Below are 17,512 nucleotides of genomic sequence, written 5' to 3' on the forward strand. Positions count from 1 at the left end.
ATGGAAAAAAGCTGTATTAACGATATTGTTTTAAAATATTTAAATGCTAAAATTCTAATTTTAAATCGGGGATATTCTCGTGAAATCGATTGGCAAGATAATTTGGATATCGATTTTATATGTGAAAGTACATTTTTGAGAGAAGCTGCTTGGGTAATTTTATCAAGTGGAATGAAGGAATCTGTAATTCAAAAAATATTTCCTTCGATTTCAGCATCTTTTTTTAATTGGAAAAATACCAAAAAAATAATTTCACAAAAAAATCATTGTTTAGAATCAGCAAAAAAAAATTTTAATAATGAAAAAAAACTTAATGCAATTATTGAAATAGCTGAACAAATAAATCGATTAGGATTTGAATCAATAATTAATTCAATAAAAGAAGAAGAAGTTGATTACATAAAGAAATTTCCATTTATGGGTCCAGCAACCGCATTTCATTTTGCGAAAAATATTGGGCTAGATGTTGCTAAACCAGATAGGCACTTGATTAGAATTGCAGATGTTTTAGGATATCAATGTCCTCAAAAACTCTGTTATGATATTTCTGGGATTACAGACGAAAAACTTTCTGTTGTTGATTTGGTTCTTTGGAGATTCGCTGTGTTGGAAAGAGATTATTTAAATTTCTTTAAATCATAAGTTTTATTTTTCCTTATTCTAGGATTCCTTTTTTAGGATTAATCATTTTATTTAAGTTTATAAATCAATAATTTTATTTTATGTCCAAAAAGAAGCAAGTAAGAGAGGTCAACCTTTATTTTTCATCTTTAAAGTTTGAACCGTATGCTGATTTAAGAGGAAAACACAATACAAGATCAATCCTCAAGGAAGTATTTGAATATTTAAGGGAAAAAAGAAATAATGGACAAGGTCATTTGATTGATAGGCATGAAAAAAGAGATAAAGCAGAATCTAGAGAACTTTTCATGGTTAGTCATAGAAAAGTACCAAGAGAAGATAGATTTCGGTGCTCAATGGCACTGTTAAGAAAAGGGAAACAACCTAAATTAAAACCTACTGATAAGTTTAAGCTTTTACCTATAACAGATTTAGGTGGAGATATCGTTGAAGAGACACACTTTTTTATAGATTTTAGTACTGAGAAGTGTATTATATGCTCAGAATTTAATGACAAAGGTCCAAGAACATCCGATTTAATTTATTATTTAAGAAATGTTGCTGGTTCATCTACTTTAAAACTTGCCCGTTCAACAGAAAATACTAAGTTTTTTAATAATACATTAGAAGAGACACTTGCAAATTTGAAAAATGTGCTTCATATGGATGTGAAATTTAGGCCATCAAGTCTTGCCCAAATGGATGCGGATGTGAGAAAGAACTATTACTCAAGCATGGAAAATATTGGAAAAATGTTTAAACCAAAGTTTTTTAGAGTTGAAACTTATTTTCAAATCCCTGGATCAAATGCCCCTGTAGATATTAACAATGAAGCAAATAATTGGTTTAGAGATATGCTTAGGATATTTAAACAAAGGAAGAGAAACCAAAAGTTATTTGAAAATTTCGAAGTAAAGTACGAGGATTCATCAGGCTTGGAGCAAACATTTAATTTACTTAAAAATAGAGCCTCAATTACTATAGAAGTCGAGTCCAAAAAGGATATTAAAAACAAAGAGATGTATAAATTAATTTCACCTGGACTAGGAAAATTTGTAGGTTCATTATAATATGGTAAACAAGTATTTTAATTATGCAATAATAATTGATATTATCGTTTCATTTACTTTATGTGTGATTTGTCATTTTTTGCTGAGATATAAGATTATTATAATACCAGAGACAGATATTTTAATATCTACGGTTTCTGATATTGCTAATATAGGTTTTACTTCAGCTGGATTTGTTCTGACGTTTTTAACTCTGCTAGTCAGTTTTAAAAGCACTACGGAACCAATAAAAAATAAATCTACACTTGAAGAAACTTATAGCGGGATTTCTCTTTTTAATCTTTTTTTAAATTCACCCTTGTATAAAGAGACAATAAAACACTTGAAAAACGGTGTTAAAGTATTAATTTTAATTGCAATCGTTGGATATATTTCTAAAATATGCGTTAGTCCCGCTCACACCAGGGTTTTGTTTTATTATAACATTATTGGTGTAAGTATGATTGCTTTAGTATTATGGAGGAGTTTACTTGTTCTTTCAGGAGTGTTAAAGGTGCAGAATTTTGAATGAAGGTGTATATGAAAGCTTAACCTATTTATTTTTAAGCCATTATAGTTGATTAGATATAGCGGGTTCGAGTCCCGTCCAGACCGCAATAAAAAAGTTGTGTTGTTCATGTCGAAAGACATGGCGTAGTGAAAACCCAATAACATGGGTAATCCAATGAGAAGCTTTCCTTTTTTTACTTTGTAAAAATCGGGATGCTTTTTTGTTTTTAGCTATTTTTAATTTTTTTGATGACATTTTACAGTGCTTTCGATGGTAATACAAAACATCACACCATGAAAGCATTTAAATATATTCTTCTAATAGCTATCATCTCCTTTTGTTTTGCCTGTAGTAAAGATGATAATGATAACAACCAACAGAATAATTTACAGAATTTTTCTTCATCAATATGTAATGGCATTACAGGTCCAACGGCAGCCTATTGGGATAATTCCCATGGCTTGGCTGTGCCCTTAGCCCAAATTCCAACATTGGCCAATCCTGGACAACAGTTTATTCATAGCCAATATCCAGCCTTAGGCTTTACCATGCCACAAGGGTATTCTGCTCAAGAAGTTACCGATGCACAAACCGGAACACTGGGTGTTAATGTTTTTAGAAATGATAATAATGTGGTGTGGCGATATTTGCCAACAAGTTCATTCGTTGGTCAGGTTCAAATTAATGATGTTGTAGCTTTTGAGTTAAATCAAATTATGCAATTTCATGGTTTTAATGGTACACCTGAAGTTTTATGTACCACAACCCAACAGTCAACAGAATTTGGGTTCTTAACTACTTTTGGTGCTCGGCTCATTCGTTTTGGAAACTTTACGGCCTTACTAACAGTCCAAACCCATTTTATGCAAAGTTTAGGGAATACCTTTGTTTCGGTGTCTTTAGCTTCAGGACCAACAGCTGAATACAATAATTTGGTCAGGCAAACCTATTTGCCGATACATTGGCAGCTATTGGTGATTTCTGATGAGGTAAGAGATTCCGATTTGGATGGCACACCAGACCACCAAGATCCAGCACCATTCAATCCGAATATCAATTAATACTTGAATTACAATGGTATTAAAAAGCGAGCCTCTAGGGTTCGCTTTTTTGTTGCTCTATAACTTAGCAAACTTCTTTGGTAACTAATGTTACTGCACAGGTCCTAACCTACCTCTAAATTTGCCTCAATAATTTAAGATAATGAAAAGGCATATTCTATTTATAAGTATCACAATTCTAGGGTTTATTAGTATTCAGGCTCAAGATGTCACATTGCTTTCTAAAGATGATTTAACAGAAAAGGTTTTACAAAATAGTAAGCTTTTAAAAATTTCAGAAAAAAGTTATCAAGAAGCACAAGCAGATTATAGGCAAACAAATGCCATATTTCTGCCAAATATTACAGCATCACACACCGCTATTGCAACAACAAATCCGCTAATGGCTTTCGGCTCTAAATTAAATCAGGAAATTTTAACAGTAAACGATTTCAATCCCACTTTGTTAAGTGATCCTTCGCAAATTCAGAATTTTGCAACCAAAATTGAAATACAACAACCAATTGTGAATTTGGATGGTATTTATCAGCGTAAGGCTGCTAAAAACAAAATGCAAGCCCAAGACTTGCAAATCCAACGTACAAAACAATATTTAGAGCTTGAGGTTGAGAAATCTTACATGCAATTACAACTCGCTTATAAAGCTGTTGAAGTGATGGAAAAAGCCTTGATCGCTTCAGAGGAAAACTTAAAATTAGCTAACAACAGTTACCAGCAAGGCTATTTGCAGAGAGCAGATGTCTTGGCTGTAGACGTACGAGTGACAGAAGTAAAAAATCAACTCCAATCCGCTAAGAGCAATCTAGCCAATGCTTCTAATTATTTGTCTTTCTTAATGGATGATGAAAGTTACACTATATATAGACCAGTAGATAGTCTATTTGTTAGTAATATCGATAAAGATCTTAGTTTATCAGTATCTCAAGAACGTGCTGACGTTAAGGCAATGATGATGGCTTCAGAAGCTTATAAGGCTATGAGTAAGGCAGATAAGATGGCTTTTTTACCACGTTTAAATGCTTTTGGGTCTTACGAGTTATACGATGATGAGGTTTTTCAGGCTGGCGCAAATGGTTATACGATTGGTGCACAATTAAGCTGGAATATTTTTGAGGGTTCCAAACATTTTGCGAAGTCCCAAAAAAGCAAAGCAGAATACGAAAGATCCCAATTAGAATATGAACAATACAAGTCTAAAAGTCAATTGGAATTGAATCAAGCCAGCAGAATGCTTGAGGATGCCAAGAATAAATTAGCATTAACTCAGTTGGCATTAAACCAATCTGAGGAATCCTTAAGAATCCGAACCAATCGATATAAAGAAGGCCTTGAAAAAACAGCCGACTTATTAATGGCTGAAACCCAATATGCAGAAAAGCAACTTGAGTATTATCAAACAGTGTTTGAATACAATTATGCTTTAGCTTATATCCAATTCTTAACCCAATAAATAAATCTCAACAAATGAAATATTCAAACATAATAATAACGCTTATCACTGTATTGTTCTTACAGTCTTGCAATTCAAAAGAGAAGACACCTGTTAAAGCAGATGGGCCAACAGTTAATGTAACAGTTCAACCAGTTAGTGCTTCAGATAGTAATCCTTTTTTGACTGCCAGTGGAAAAATTGAAGCGAGCAATAGTGCGAATCTCAGTACAAGACTTATGGGATTTGTCAATAATGTTCATGTAAAAGTTGGCGATAAAGTAAATAAAGATCAACTGTTGGTGTCTATCAATAATACCGATTTACAAGCTAAGGCTGCACAAGTCAATGCGCGCATCACTGAAGCTACAGTTGCCTATAGAAATGCCGAAAAGGATTTTAATCGCTTTCAGAATTTATTTTCTGAAAACAGTGCTTCACAGAAAGAATTAGATGATATCACAGCACGTTTTGAGATGGCTAAAGCACAGTTGGAAGCTGCAAAACAGATGAAAAATGAAGTCACTGCCCAATTTAATTATACAAATATTCGTGCACCATTTTCAGGAGTTGTTACGAATAAGTTTATAGAAGTTGGAGATATGGCCAATCCTGGAATGCCTCTAATTGCTATAGAAACACCTGGTAATTATGAAGTTACTGCCATGATTCCAGAAAGTGAGATTTCAGAAATAAAAGCACATACCGAAGTTAAAGTCCTAGTAAAATCAATTAATGCGACCCTAAAAGGAAAAGTTACCGAAGTAAGCACTTCAGCAAAAAATACGGGTGGTCAATATTTAGTAAAGGTTGATTTGATAGACGCGCCAGAGGAAGTGCTTTCTGGAATGTATGCGACTGTCCAATTTCCAGTGGAAAAAACATCTACATCAAATGAAAGCATTTTAATACAAAAAGAGGCCATAGTCACAAAAGGACAATTGTCTGGCGTATATACAGTAAGTCAAAGCAATACAGCTGTCTTAAGATGGTTGCGATTAGGGCGGGAATTTGGTGAACAAGTTGAAGTTTTATCCGGATTAAATCAAGAGGAGTCTTATATAGTGTCTTCAGATGCCAAGCTGTACAATGGAGTAAAAATAAACATACAATAAAATAAGAGTACTATGAAAGATGGCTTAGCAGGAAAGATCGCTAAAGGTTTTATTGGATCAAAGCTTACAGTGCTTCTTATGGTCGTTTTTATGGTCATAGGTGTTTACAGTTCGTTCTTGATTCCAAGAGAGGAAGAGCCACAAATTGATGTGCCTATGGCTGATATTTTTGTTGGATATCCAGGAGCGAGTCCGACAGAAGTGGAATCTCGTGTAGTCAAACCTTTAGAGAAGCTTATTTCCAACATCAAAGGCGTTGAATATGTGTATTCAACATCAATGAAAGAGCAAGGAATGGTGATCGTTCAGTTTTATGTTGGTGAAGATATTGAACGTTCCTTTGTCAAACTCTACAACGAAATCAATAAGCACATGGATATTATGCCTGAAGGCGTTACGATGCCTTTGGTTAAGACAAGAGCGATTGATGATGTGCCTATGCTCGGACTCACACTTTGGAGCGAAACCTATGACGACTATCAACTAAAACAAATTTCACAGGAGTTGACCAATGAGATTGAGAAAATCAACGATGTGGCAATAACCAAGAAAATCGGAGGAAGAAGTCGTGAGGTACGAGTCGTTATAGATAAAGAAAAGATGGCTGCTAGCGGACTGGATTTTTTATCTATTGCCGACATGATAAAAGCAAACAATCAACAATTCAGTGCTGGTCAATTTGATAAAGGAGATAGTGAATTTATTGTCAATACAGGTGAATTTCTAAAAACAGTAGCAGATGTTGAAAACTTGGTTGTTGGTGTTCAGCAAAACCAACCGATTTACCTCAAACAAATTGCTAAAGTGGTTGATGGTCCAGAACTTCCTAAGAACTATGTGTCTTTAGGCTTCGGAAATGCAAGTGAAAAAGCATCTGAATTTCCTTCAGAATATCCAGCAGTTACTATTTCAGTAGCCAAAAGAAAAGGTGCTGATGCGATGAAGATTTCTGACGTGATTATTGATAAGGTAGCACAACTAAGAAAAACATTGATTCCAGATGATGTTCATGTTGAAATCACAAGGAATTATGGAGAAACAGCATCTCAAAAAGTATCAGAACTTTTAATGCACTTGATTGGAGCTATCATAGCGGTAACACTAGTGGTTATGCTCGCGATGGGTTGGCGAGGTGGTTTGGTGGTATTTCTTTCAGTGCCAATCACTTTTGCTTTGACTTTGTTGAGTTATTATATGCTAGACTATACCTTAAATCGAATTACATTATTTGCCTTGGTGTTTGTGACAGGTATTGTAGTTGACGATTCCATCATTATTGCTGAAAATATGCATCGCCATTTTAAGATGAAGCGACTACCATTTAAACAAGCTGCAATTTATGCCATCAATGAAGTTGGAAACCCAACTATTTTAGCGACGTTTACCGTGATTGCCTCTGTATTGCCAATGGCTTTTGTGTCTGGTTTAATGGGTCCTTATATGAGTCCGATGCCAATTGGCGCATCCATAGCGATGCTCTTGTCCTTATTTGTAGCCTTGACCATCACGCCGTATTTAGGGTATTTGTTCCTTCGTGAAAAAGAGAAAAAAGGAAAAGTTGCCCATGAAGATGATGAAGTAAAGCAGATGGAATCCACATTGGTGTACCGATTATACGAAAAGTTCGAGCGACCACTTATTGAAAATAAAACCAAACGTTGGTTGTTTTTAGGTGTTACAATTGTGTTGCTGTTTGCATCGTTAGCCATGTTCTTTACCAAATCGGTTGCCGTTAAAATGCTGCCTTTTGATAACAAGAATGAATTTCAGGTAGTAATCGATATGCCTGAAGGTACGACCTTGGAGCGTACCGCTGTTGTTGCTAAGGAAATAGGACAATATCTAGCCACAAGGCCTGAGGTTGTAAACTACCAGAGTTATGTTGGCACGTCGGCACCAATTACCTTCAACGGGTTGGTTAGGCACTATGACTTACGTGGAGGAAGTAATATGGCAGATATTCAAGTGAATTTAATCGATAAGCATGATCGTGATGCACAAAGTCATGATATTGCAAAATTGATGCGAGGACCTATTCAAGCCATTGCTAAAAAATTCAATGCCAATGTGAAGTTGGTAGAAGTGCCACCTGGACCTCCAGTATTATCAACTATTGTTGCTGAGGTTTACGGGCCTGATTATGATGAGCAAATTGAAGTGGCCAAAGCGGTTCAAGATATTCTAAAAAACACAGAGGATGTGGTTGATATTGATTGGATGGTTGAAGACAATCAAGTAGAATACGATTTCGTCATCGATAAGGAAAAAGCCATGTTGTATGGTGTGGCACCACAGAAGATTGTCTATACCATGAATATGGCACTGTCAAATCGTAAAACAACTACATTATATAACGAAACAGCTTCAGAACAAATTGGCATTGTTCTGGCTCTTGATGAAAAGGAAAAATCTACGCTTGGTGATATTTCGCAATTAAGAATTAATTCTAAGCATGGTCAAATGATTGCTGTAGGTGATTTAGTATCGATTGTAGAGCGAACAAAGGCCAAAAGTATTTATCGTAAAAATCAAAAGCGTGTTGTATATGTTATGGCAGATATGGCTGGAGAATTGGAAAGTCCAGTCTATGCTATTTTAGGAATGGAGGATAAGTTAAAAGCCATTCCTTTAGAAGAAGGATACAGTATGCAGGAAAAATATTTAGGTCAGCCAGAGTATGAAGATGACTATACTGTAAAATGGGATGGTGAATGGCAAATTACTTTAGAAGTATTTAGAGATCTCGGATTGGCATTTTTAGGGGTAATTATTATTATTTACATGTTAATTGTAGGTTGGTTCCAAAATTTTAAAGCACCCATAGTTATGATGGTAGCCATACCTTTATCAATGGTTGGTATCGTTTTAGGACATTGGATAATGGGCGCCTTTTTTACAGCAACATCATTTATTGGGATGATTGCCTTGGCAGGTATTATGGTAAGAAACTCAGTATTGCTTATCGACTTTGTCAATTTACGATTGAAAGAAGATGTGCCTCTAAAACAAGCAGTTATTGAAGCAGGTGCTGTTAGAACAACACCTATTTTACTAACAGCTGGAACGGTTGTCATAGGAGCCTTTGTAATTTTATTTGACCCAATTTTTCAAGGATTGGCCATATCCCTTATGGGAGGAACCATTGCATCAACCGTGCTTACATTATTGGTTGTGCCATTGGTATATTATTTAATTGAACGAAAAAATTATAAATAAGATGAAGTTATTGATTGTAACATCTGTGAAAGAATTTCATGACAAAGCTTTAAGGTTACTTAAGAAAGCCAAGATTGAAAGTTTTAGTGGCTCTGAAATTGAGGGCTATAAAAATGCTGAAGCGTTATTGATGACCAATGACTGGTTCTCTAGTAAAGCGGCAGGAATTGAATCTAGTGTGTTCTTTTCCTTCACTGAAGATGATAAAATCGAACTTATGTTTGATTTGATAAAGGAATTTAATAAAACTATTGAAACAAATAACCCTATACGAGCGGTAGTAGTTCCTATTGAAAAGTATATTTAAATTTAAGTAATTATGAAAAATAGAATTGTTCGAGGTATTGCTGGTACATTTATTCTAATAAGCTTACTGTTGGCAGTTTATGTCAACATAAACTGGTTGTGGTTCACAGCATTTGTTGGTGCCAACTTATTACAGTCCTCTTTGACCAAGTGGTGTTTGATGGATGATATCCTAACTAAGGTTTTTAAGGTTAAAGATTAGAAAAGTGTCGTTGTGATTAAGGTAGATTGAAACCATTTTTACAAGACCTTTTATTAAAACAATGCATTTTATCGATAAAAATAGACATTTTATCGTGTTTTTTATTGTCAGAACCTAAAATAGTAGTATGTTTACAGTCCTTCATAAGCCCCTAAATCACTTATCAAGGAAATTTTATTAATCCATTTATCATTTAGCAGTGCTTTTTAGTGCTCCTATTTTCCCTCATTTTTTGGCTTAAGCCATAATGTTAATAATCCATTCTTCCCTCGATTGGCACTTGATGCTATTTGAATATTAACAAAAATTTGAATTAAATAACCCTAAATGATAAAACTATGAAGACCCTAAAAATTACTTTTTTATTGTTGGCAGTATTACTATTAACAGTTTCTGGACAAAGCAGTGATACTACTGTAACTAACGATGAACCTACGTATAAGCAATACGATAACAATAATTTGTTTGCTCACAAGAGAGAGAAAGCAAAATTAGAAACTCAAGGATAAGAATCCAAAACATACAATAATTTAGCCCTATTTTTCAATAGGGCTTTTTTTGCTTAACTTATTTTATAACTTTGGTTAAATAATATTATTTATCCATTGGTCAAGACTTTTCTTATAGCACTCATCTTCGGTTTTTTCATAATACATACCGATGCACAAAATGCAACTAGCCAATCTATTGATGAGTTGATTTCTAAATCTAAAGATGCTTCTATTTCTGTTGAAGAACGTCTTGAGTTTGCTAATCAGTCAGTTCAAGTGGCCAAAAAAACAGGTAAGGATTCCCTCATTCTTTTGGCTAATAGGAATTTATCCTTAATGTATTATTACACTGAGGACTTTGATAAATATGTGTCCATTAACCAAAAAAATAAAAACCTTGCTACCAAGTTAAAGGATACATCTGCATTAGCTGTAGCCTCATTTAATCTAGGAAGTTACTACAAATACGACAGACAAAACGATAGCGCCTATTTTTATTTATCTAAAGCTTTAAAGTATTATAGTTCTCTGAAAAATTTAGAGCAGAAATCATATATTTTGATGAGTATTGCCGACTTGCAATACAACGAAAAGGACTATACATCTAGTGAAGCCAATGCCATTGAAGCCTTACGTATATTGGAGAAACTTCCAAAAACCGAAAACAATTTAGATAACTTTTGGATCCTTTATAACAGAATAGCAGATATATCTTCTGAGCTGGAACAATACCAAAAATCTATTGAATACCATGAAAAAGCGCTCGAGATAACTAAAAAGATGAACGATGGCTTTTTAGATGGTGTTTACACAACCAATAATTTAGCGTTTGTATACAGGCAATTGGGTAATTATGACAAGGCACTTGAATTATACGAAAGTTTGCTCCCACAGCGTAGTCAATATCAAGATGATGATCCCACTTTTTATGCTCTGATTATTAATAATATTGCTTATACAAAACTTCTTTCCGGAGATGTGGAGTATGATAAGTTGCTTGAGGATTTCTATACAGCTTATGATATTTCAGAAAAATATGATGATGAGGTAACTAAAATGGCTGTTACTACCGATTTATCTAAATTATACTTGCAAAAAGAGCAGTTGGATTCAGCTTATAAATATGCCCAAGAAACGTATAAAATAAGTAAGTCGTTATCATCCAATGAATATGTGTTGGATGCACTAATGGTTCTTTCAAAAACAAAAACAGGCGAAGAAGGAAAAGCTTATCTCTATGAACACATCAGACTAAGTGATAGTTTACTGAACATAGAGCGAAACCACAAAAACAAATTTGCACGAATTGAATTTGAAACCGACAAGATTACTGCTGAAAAAGAACGCATCTCCCAACAGCGTATGTGGCTTATGATTGCTTCTGCGGTGCTTTTGGTAACTTTATTTTTGCTTTATATCATCGTCACACAGCGTAGTAAAAATAAGGAATTGCAGTTTGAAAAGGACCAGCAGAAAGCCAATGAGGAAATCTATAACCTCATGTTATCGCAACAGGATAAAGTTGATGAAGCAAGAGCTAATGAGAAGAAACGTATTTCTCAGGAAATTCATGATGGAATTCTTGGACGTCTTTTTGGAACGCGACTAAGTTTAGACAGTTTAAATTTTTCTGAAGGAAAGGAAGCTATCCAAAACCGATCCAATTATATCAAGGAACTAAAAACCATTGAAGAGGATATTCGTAAAATTTCCCATGACTTAAATACCGATTTTGTTTCGGGTTCTGGATTTACAGATATTGTTTCCGAGCTTATCGATAAACAAACTAAAGCCTACCAGCTTGAATATGCTTTTGATTACGACGACGATATTAGTTGGGAATTGGTATCCAATAAGGATAAAATCAATATTTACAGAATTATTCAAGAAGCCATGCAAAATATATATAAGCATGCAGAAGCCAGTAAAATCAAAATTAGTATTGCTTCAAAAAATAATGTAATTTTAGTATCTATTGAAGACGATGGAAAAGGATTTGATGTCAATAAAAGTAAAAAAGGCATCGGCATAAAAAACATTAATTCAAGAGTAAATGAATTAGACGGAACCGTTGATTTTGATTCTGAAATAAATAAAGGAACAGTAATAACAATTAAAGTTCCTTATAAAACCAACCCATAATGCAACACATTCATATTTTGATGGTTGATGATCATCCTATTATTATTGAAGGATATCAAAATACATTAATGGCTACAAAAAAGGAGAATCAAACATTGGTAATAGATACTGCTAATACTTGTGATTCGGCTAATTTACTTTTACAGAAATCGTCTAAAGAGCGACCTTATGATGTTTGTTTTTTTGATATAAGTCTGCCACCTTCTTCCGATGGAAAAATTACTTCAGGAGAAGATTTGGCAAAAATCGCAAGAACTATCTTGCCTAACGCAAAGATCATTATTCTTACTATGTTCAATGAATCGTATCGAATACATAGCATAGTAAAGGAGATCAATCCAGATGGCTTTTTGATTAAAAGCGATTTGACTTCTAGTGAATTGGCAGAAGCTTTTCATCATATCTTGGAAGATCCGCCTTACTATAGCAGTACGGTTTCTAATTATCTCAAGAAATCTGTAGTGAATGAAATATATGTTGATGAAATCAACCGAAAAATTCTCTATCTGCTTGCTCAAGGAATGAAAACCAGAAGTCTTCCAGAGCATATAAACCTGTCAATGAGCGCTATAGAAAAACGTAAAAAACAGCTGAAATTACTGTTCTCTATATCAGATGGAAAAGACGAATCTTTGATTATGGAGGCTAGAAAAAAGGGCTTTTTATAAGAAATCTTGATTTATTTTACGGTTTTCTACGTGTTTTTAATGGCTCAAAACCCTTGTTAATTCTGAAAAGTACGGTTTTTCCGCATCATGTTTACGGTTTTTCCGCAACAAAAAGTGAAACACATATTCTATATTTGAATGTCAACAAAATTAATTAATCCCTCTAAGTAATTTGTTGAATTAATAGCAAAGAAAAAAACCTAACAACATTTGTTGTTAGGTTTTGTCTTTTTAAATAGAGCGTTTTGTTATTTGAAAATCACTTCCTGATATTCCACAAACTTCACTATAAAGAGTCCAAAGAATATTAATGCTATCATAAATTTTATAAGTGTAGAGGCGAGAAAGCCTAAAAAAGATCCAAAAGCAGCCTTCATAGCTTTATCAAATTCACTTTTATTCATGAGCTCTCCAATGAGCGCACCAACAAACGGTCCGATAATAATACCTCCTGGAATCGGACTTAACAATCCGACGATTAAACCAATAGATGTTCCTATCATACCAGCTCTACTACCACCAAACCGCTTGGTCCCAATAGCGGGAATGATATAATCTAATATCCATATTCCAAGGGCAATTACAAAAGTGATGATCAAGAAGGTCCAATTCATGGGAACCACATCTGTGAGGTGAAATATAAGCAACCCAACCCAACTAGTCAATGGTCCAGGTAATACGGGCAAAAAGCTTCCAATTATGCCTAAGACCATAAATAAGGCCGCTATAATAATTAAAAATATATCCATTTAATAAGTTTAAAATTCAATTACTTAGACGTATTAAACATCCGTTTGTTACATTTTTAAACTAAATTTTTAGTTTAAACTAAAAATTTAGTTATATTTGAATAGTTAAACAAATTTAGATATGAAACAACTCACCAAAGCGGAGGAAGAAATAATGCAGGTTCTTTGGACTCTAGAAAAGGGAAATGTTAAGGATATTATCCAAGTGCTGCCAGATCCTAAACCTGCATACAATACAGTGTCTACTATTGTAAGGATATTAGAAAGCAAGGGATTTGTTGACTACGAAAAGCAAGGGAAAGGTCATATTTATTTTCCGTTGGTAAAAAAACAAGACTATTCCAACCAGTCTATAAATGCTTTAGTTGATAATTATTTTCAAGGTTCATTTAAAAGTATGGTATCTTTTTTTGTTAAAAAAAATGATGTGGATCTTAAGGATATGGAAGCTATTCTAAAAGAAATCAATAAAAAAGACGCTTAGTATGCTACATTATATATTACAGGTTGTTGCTTTTCAATTGGTTTTTATGCTATTCTATGACGGCTTCTTGAGGAAAGAAACATTTTTTAATTTGAATAGAGCTTATTTAATCATCACTGCACATTTATCGGTTTTTATTCCTTTTGTAAAGTTGGAACAGATTAAGTCAATAGTACCCGATGATTTTGTGATCCAACTGCCACAAGTGATCATTGGTGACGTTTCACAATCAAAATCACTTTCTTCTGATATAATTGAATTAGCTGGAATTCCTGTTGAAGAACCAATGGTTCCTATTTGGAATGTAATTTTGATATCAGGAATCATTGTGGCAACGCTATTTTTTGTTTTCAAAATATTCAAGCTAATAAAGTTGGTTTATAAAAATCCAAGGCAATGGAGTTCAGATATTTTAATCATAAAATTGCTAAACAGTTCCTCGGCATTTTCATTTTTTCACTATGTGTTTTTAGGTGACAAATTAAGTTCTGAAAACCGCAAGTCCATTCTACAACATGAAATGGTTCATGTAAAGCAAAAGCATAGTATCGACCTTATGCTGTTTGAGCTGTTGCGGATTGTATTTTGGTTCAATCCTTTAGTGTATATCTACCAAAACCGAATTTCAGAGCTTCATGAGTTTATAGCAGACTCTAAAGTGGTTAAATACCAAGACAAAACTGAATTTTACAATCAGTTGCTATTACAGGTCTTTGATACCAAACAAGTTTCTTTTGTCAACCCATTTTTTAAACAGTCATTAATCAAAAAACGAATTCTCATGTTAAGTAAATCAAAATCAAAACAAATACACATTTTAAAATATGTATTGTTGCTTCCCATTATATCAATAATGCTAATTTATACCGCCTCGTATGCACAAGATCCAAGTTCTATCAAAAAGGATGTGCCTTCTGAAGTTATAAATAATGAAACAAATGAAAACATATTGAGACAAAAGTATTTGAATGAACTTATTGAGAAGGAAAACAGTGGCGCTTCATTTGCTGAGTTAAGTCGTTTCCTAAGAAATGACGATCAGAAATACATTCTATCAAGAGATGAGTATTTAAGATTAGAAGTGTTTCTCCAGTATATGATGAATTCAAAACGAGACAGAGTCTTGAAAAACGGTGATACGATTTCTACTAAAATTCTACCAAAAAACAAGCAATTATTTAAGGACTACAGATCTTATGAAGATTATTTAGTTTGGAAGCAAACAGACGAAGCTAAAGAAACCTGGGAAAACAATATTAAGGATGGTATCTTGAGGCTTATAGTTGAAGATGCTGCAAATATGACCGAAGAGGAGAAACAAAAAATGCGTCATAAGTTAGATATGGTAGAGCGTGATGCCTATTTTAAAGGACTTCTGGTTGTATCTATGGATGGAAGCACTAAAATGGTTATGCACAGTCCAAAATCAAATGTAGTTTCAGAATCACAAAAGACTGCCGAAGTTGATACAGAGGTGGAAGTTCCATTTGCTATTATTGAACAAGCTCCTATTTATGAGGGTTGTCAAGATTTGAGCACTAATGAAGCACGCAAACAATGCTTTATTGAAAGTATTTCTAAACACGTTGCAGATAATTTTAATACTGATATAGCTAAGGTTTTAGGGTTACAAGGTAAGCAACGTATATCTGTACTGTTCAAAATCGATAAAAAAGGAAATGTTACTCAAGTAAAAGCTAGAGCTCCTCATCCTGATCTTGAAGAAGAAGCCATTCGTGTCATAGAATTGTTGCCACAATTCAAACCGGGAACCCAAAAAGGCAAACGTGTTGTAGTGCCTTACAGTTTGCCAATTTTGTTTCAAGTAGAACAAGATTCAGAACCTGAAACTTCTGTAAAAGCTACAAATAAAACTATTTCAGAAACTGTGCAGGACAAGAATTCTGAATTGACAGAAGTACCATTTGCTGTAGTCGATAAGGCTCCTGTCTTTTTTACCTGTAAAGATTTAGTATCAGAACAGGAAAGAAGATCATGCACCGATAAAGAAGTTGCTATCTTGGTCAACAAGAACTTTAATCTAGATTTGCCAAAAAAACTTGGTTTAACAGGTAGTCAACAAATCTTTGCAGCATTTAAAATTTATAAAGATGGTAGTGTGAAAGACATCAAAGTTAGAGCACCTCATCCAAAACTTGAAGAAGAAACAAAAAGAGTGCTAAACTTATTGCCAAAATTTATTCCTGGAGAACAGAATGGTAAACCAACCATAGTTGCTTATAGTTTGCCAATACGATTTAAAATAGCTGATTAGTAAGGCATAAAAAACCATTCATGAAAATAATATTTACTGTGTTTTTTACCATAGTAGTTTTCAAAACCGATGCACAATCTTCGGTTTTAACTATGGCAGATAGTTTATATCTTAATGGAAACTTCAGCAAAGCGATTCAAACATATAAGTCCTATGAACATCAAGATGAGGTGCTCTCAAAAATCGCCAAGTCTTTTGTTGCAATTGGTAATTATCAAGAAGCACTACAGTATTACAATTTACATGTAGAGGCAAACCCAAGTGATATCTTGGCAAAATATGAGTATGCTAAGTTGCTTTCAAGAGTTAAACAATACGAATCATCCATTGAGGTGTTTAATACCCTAATGGAAATAGATAATAGCAATCCTAATTACCATTATGAAATGGGTTTGGCTTTAGAAAAAATAAATGATTCCACTGCTATGAATCGTTTTATGACTACTTATGAATTAGATAAAACCCATCAAAAAGCTATCTATAAAATAGCGAAGCATTATCTTATCAAAAGGAAACACGAACGTTCCCATGGGTTTATTGACAAAGGTTTGGAAACGTATCAAGGTAATACGGAATTGATAAGTCTAAAAGCACAAAACTATTATCATCAACAGCATTACGAAAAGGCCAAAATTTGGTTTAAGAGGCTGCTGGATTTTGGAGAATCTTCTGAATTCATACATGAAAAATTAAGTATTTGCCATGCTGAGCTATCAGAATATGAAGCCGCTATTACCCAAAGGAAATTAGCACTAAAGTACAATCCTAAAGACGCCTCGGCATTATTTGTCTTAGGAACCTATTATGAGCGATTGAATGATTTTATAAATGCAGAGAAATACATTTCAAAGGCACTAAAAATCAAGGATGTTCCTTTAGATTATGAATATCAAAAATTAGGAATGATTCTCAATAGGCAAAAACGCTATCAAGAAGCCATAATGGCTTTCCAAAGGTCTTTAAAAGAAAATCCAGATAACACTGGCTCAGCTTTTTTTATTTTAACTACTAAAGACCACTACTACAAAGATTTGGACGCTAAAATTTCAGCTTATAAGAACTTTATTACTAGTTATTCCGAATCGCCATTTTTGAGTTTTGCTAAACAGCGTCTTTCAGAGTTAAAGGAAGAAAAATTTCTCAAGAATAAGGAGTAAATGTTTAATCCCTAAAAAAATTGTACTTTTCGCTAT

General features: G+C 33.8%; 16 protein-coding genes. 15 read left to right on the forward strand and 1 reads right to left on the reverse strand.

Annotated features, from left to right (window positions below; genetic code table 11):
- From AB9K26_RS14525 to AB9K26_RS14580, 12 genes are all read left to right on the forward strand, one after another.
- Positions 1-642 (forward strand): hypothetical protein, encoded by a 642-nt coding sequence (locus tag AB9K26_RS14525; protein WP_369973294.1) that lies wholly within the window; start codon positions 1-3, stop codon positions 640-642.
- Between the two features lie 80 nt (positions 643-722).
- The gene (locus AB9K26_RS14530) at positions 723-1,691 is read left to right on the forward strand and encodes a hypothetical protein (protein ID WP_369973295.1); all 969 of its coding nucleotides are present in this window, start codon (positions 723-725) and stop codon (positions 1,689-1,691) included.
- A gap of 1 nt (position 1,692) precedes the next feature.
- Positions 1,693-2,202, forward strand: a complete 510-nt coding sequence (locus tag AB9K26_RS14535; protein ID WP_369973296.1) for a hypothetical protein — start codon at positions 1,693-1,695, stop codon at positions 2,200-2,202.
- Between the two features lie 272 nt (positions 2,203-2,474).
- Positions 2,475-3,242: a hypothetical protein gene (locus tag AB9K26_RS14540; protein ID WP_369973297.1), complete on the forward strand. Its 768-nt coding sequence runs from the start codon at positions 2,475-2,477 to the stop codon at positions 3,240-3,242.
- 142 nt (positions 3,243-3,384) lie between these two features.
- The gene (locus AB9K26_RS14545; protein ID WP_369973298.1) at positions 3,385-4,692 is read left to right on the forward strand and encodes a TolC family protein; all 1,308 of its coding nucleotides are present in this window, start codon (positions 3,385-3,387) and stop codon (positions 4,690-4,692) included.
- 14 nt (positions 4,693-4,706) lie between these two features.
- A complete protein-coding gene (locus AB9K26_RS14550) occupies positions 4,707-5,786 on the forward strand; it encodes an efflux RND transporter periplasmic adaptor subunit (protein ID WP_369973299.1) in 1,080 nt (359 codons plus the stop codon).
- Positions 5,787-5,798: 12 nt separating this feature from the next.
- Complete coding sequence (locus AB9K26_RS14555) at positions 5,799-9,002, forward strand: efflux RND transporter permease subunit (RefSeq protein WP_369973300.1); 3,204 nt, start codon at positions 5,799-5,801, stop codon at positions 9,000-9,002.
- A 1-nt stretch (position 9,003) separates the two neighbouring features.
- A complete protein-coding gene (locus AB9K26_RS14560) occupies positions 9,004-9,309 on the forward strand; it encodes a hypothetical protein (RefSeq protein WP_369973301.1) in 306 nt (101 codons plus the stop codon).
- A gap of 12 nt (positions 9,310-9,321) precedes the next feature.
- Positions 9,322-9,510, forward strand: coding sequence for a DUF2892 domain-containing protein (locus AB9K26_RS14565; RefSeq protein WP_369973302.1), 189 nt, complete (start codon positions 9,322-9,324; stop codon positions 9,508-9,510).
- Positions 9,511-9,848: 338 nt separating this feature from the next.
- Positions 9,849-10,019 carry a hypothetical protein gene (locus AB9K26_RS14570; protein ID WP_369973303.1) on the forward strand — a complete coding sequence of 57 codons (171 nt, stop codon included), beginning with the start codon at positions 9,849-9,851 and terminating at the stop codon, positions 10,017-10,019.
- A gap of 96 nt (positions 10,020-10,115) precedes the next feature.
- Positions 10,116-12,143, forward strand: coding sequence for a tetratricopeptide repeat protein (locus AB9K26_RS14575; RefSeq protein ID WP_369973304.1), 2,028 nt, complete (start codon positions 10,116-10,118; stop codon positions 12,141-12,143).
- Positions 12,143-12,811 carry a response regulator gene (locus AB9K26_RS14580; protein ID WP_369973305.1) on the forward strand — a complete coding sequence of 223 codons (669 nt, stop codon included), beginning with the start codon at positions 12,143-12,145 and terminating at the stop codon, positions 12,809-12,811. The genes AB9K26_RS14575 and AB9K26_RS14580 overlap by 1 nt, the downstream gene beginning before the upstream one ends.
- 248 nt (positions 12,812-13,059) lie before the next feature.
- Here the strand turns inward: AB9K26_RS14580 and AB9K26_RS14585 are convergent, their stop codons facing one another.
- Positions 13,060-13,560, reverse strand: a complete 501-nt coding sequence (locus AB9K26_RS14585) for a DUF456 domain-containing protein (protein WP_369973306.1) — start codon at positions 13,558-13,560, stop codon at positions 13,060-13,062.
- Between the two features lie 121 nt (positions 13,561-13,681).
- On the opposite strand from AB9K26_RS14585, the gene AB9K26_RS14590 reads away from it, so the two are divergent.
- From AB9K26_RS14590 to AB9K26_RS14600, 3 genes are read left to right on the forward strand one after another with little or no spacing between them, the layout of a single operon-like run.
- Positions 13,682-14,044: a BlaI/MecI/CopY family transcriptional regulator gene (locus tag AB9K26_RS14590; RefSeq protein WP_369973307.1), complete on the forward strand. Its 363-nt coding sequence runs from the start codon at positions 13,682-13,684 to the stop codon at positions 14,042-14,044.
- 1 nt (position 14,045) lies between these two features.
- Complete coding sequence (locus tag AB9K26_RS14595; RefSeq protein WP_369973308.1) at positions 14,046-16,319, forward strand: energy transducer TonB; 2,274 nt, start codon at positions 14,046-14,048, stop codon at positions 16,317-16,319.
- Between the two features lie 20 nt (positions 16,320-16,339).
- Complete coding sequence (locus tag AB9K26_RS14600) at positions 16,340-17,476, forward strand: tetratricopeptide repeat protein (RefSeq protein ID WP_369973309.1); 1,137 nt, start codon at positions 16,340-16,342, stop codon at positions 17,474-17,476.
- Positions 17,477-17,512 lie beyond the last annotated feature (36 nt).

This window comes from Psychroserpens sp. XS_ASV72 (genome assembly GCF_041224425.1).
Taxonomy (GTDB): domain Bacteria; phylum Bacteroidota; class Bacteroidia; order Flavobacteriales; family Flavobacteriaceae; genus Psychroserpens.

Bases quoted from the DNA above. Each gene is read 5' to 3' on its own strand.
- AB9K26_RS14580 (WP_369973305.1), top strand. From the start codon at position 12,143: ATGCAACACATTCATATTTTGATGGTTGATGATCATCCTATTATTATT.
- AB9K26_RS14565 (WP_369973302.1), top strand. From the start codon at position 9,322: ATGAAAAATAGAATTGTTCGAGGTATTGCTGGTACATTTATTCTAATA.
- AB9K26_RS14570 (WP_369973303.1), top strand. From the start codon at position 9,849: ATGAAGACCCTAAAAATTACTTTTTTATTGTTGGCAGTATTACTATTA.
- AB9K26_RS14560 (WP_369973301.1), top strand. From the start codon at position 9,004: ATGAAGTTATTGATTGTAACATCTGTGAAAGAATTTCATGACAAAGCT.
- AB9K26_RS14545 (WP_369973298.1), top strand. From the start codon at position 3,385: ATGAAAAGGCATATTCTATTTATAAGTATCACAATTCTAGGGTTTATT.
- AB9K26_RS14540 (WP_369973297.1), top strand. From the start codon at position 2,475: ATGAAAGCATTTAAATATATTCTTCTAATAGCTATCATCTCCTTTTGT.
- AB9K26_RS14590 (WP_369973307.1), top strand. From the start codon at position 13,682: ATGAAACAACTCACCAAAGCGGAGGAAGAAATAATGCAGGTTCTTTGG.
- AB9K26_RS14595 (WP_369973308.1), top strand. From the start codon at position 14,046: ATGCTACATTATATATTACAGGTTGTTGCTTTTCAATTGGTTTTTATG.
- AB9K26_RS14535 (WP_369973296.1), top strand. From the start codon at position 1,693: ATGGTAAACAAGTATTTTAATTATGCAATAATAATTGATATTATCGTT.
- AB9K26_RS14530 (WP_369973295.1), top strand. From the start codon at position 723: ATGTCCAAAAAGAAGCAAGTAAGAGAGGTCAACCTTTATTTTTCATCT.
- AB9K26_RS14550 (WP_369973299.1), top strand. From the start codon at position 4,707: ATGAAATATTCAAACATAATAATAACGCTTATCACTGTATTGTTCTTA.
- AB9K26_RS14525 (WP_369973294.1), top strand. From the start codon at position 1: ATGGAAAAAAGCTGTATTAACGATATTGTTTTAAAATATTTAAATGCT.
- AB9K26_RS14600 (WP_369973309.1), top strand. From the start codon at position 16,340: ATGAAAATAATATTTACTGTGTTTTTTACCATAGTAGTTTTCAAAACC.
- AB9K26_RS14555 (WP_369973300.1), top strand. From the start codon at position 5,799: ATGAAAGATGGCTTAGCAGGAAAGATCGCTAAAGGTTTTATTGGATCA.
- AB9K26_RS14585 (WP_369973306.1), bottom strand. From the start codon at position 13,560: ATGGATATATTTTTAATTATTATAGCGGCCTTATTTATGGTCTTAGGC.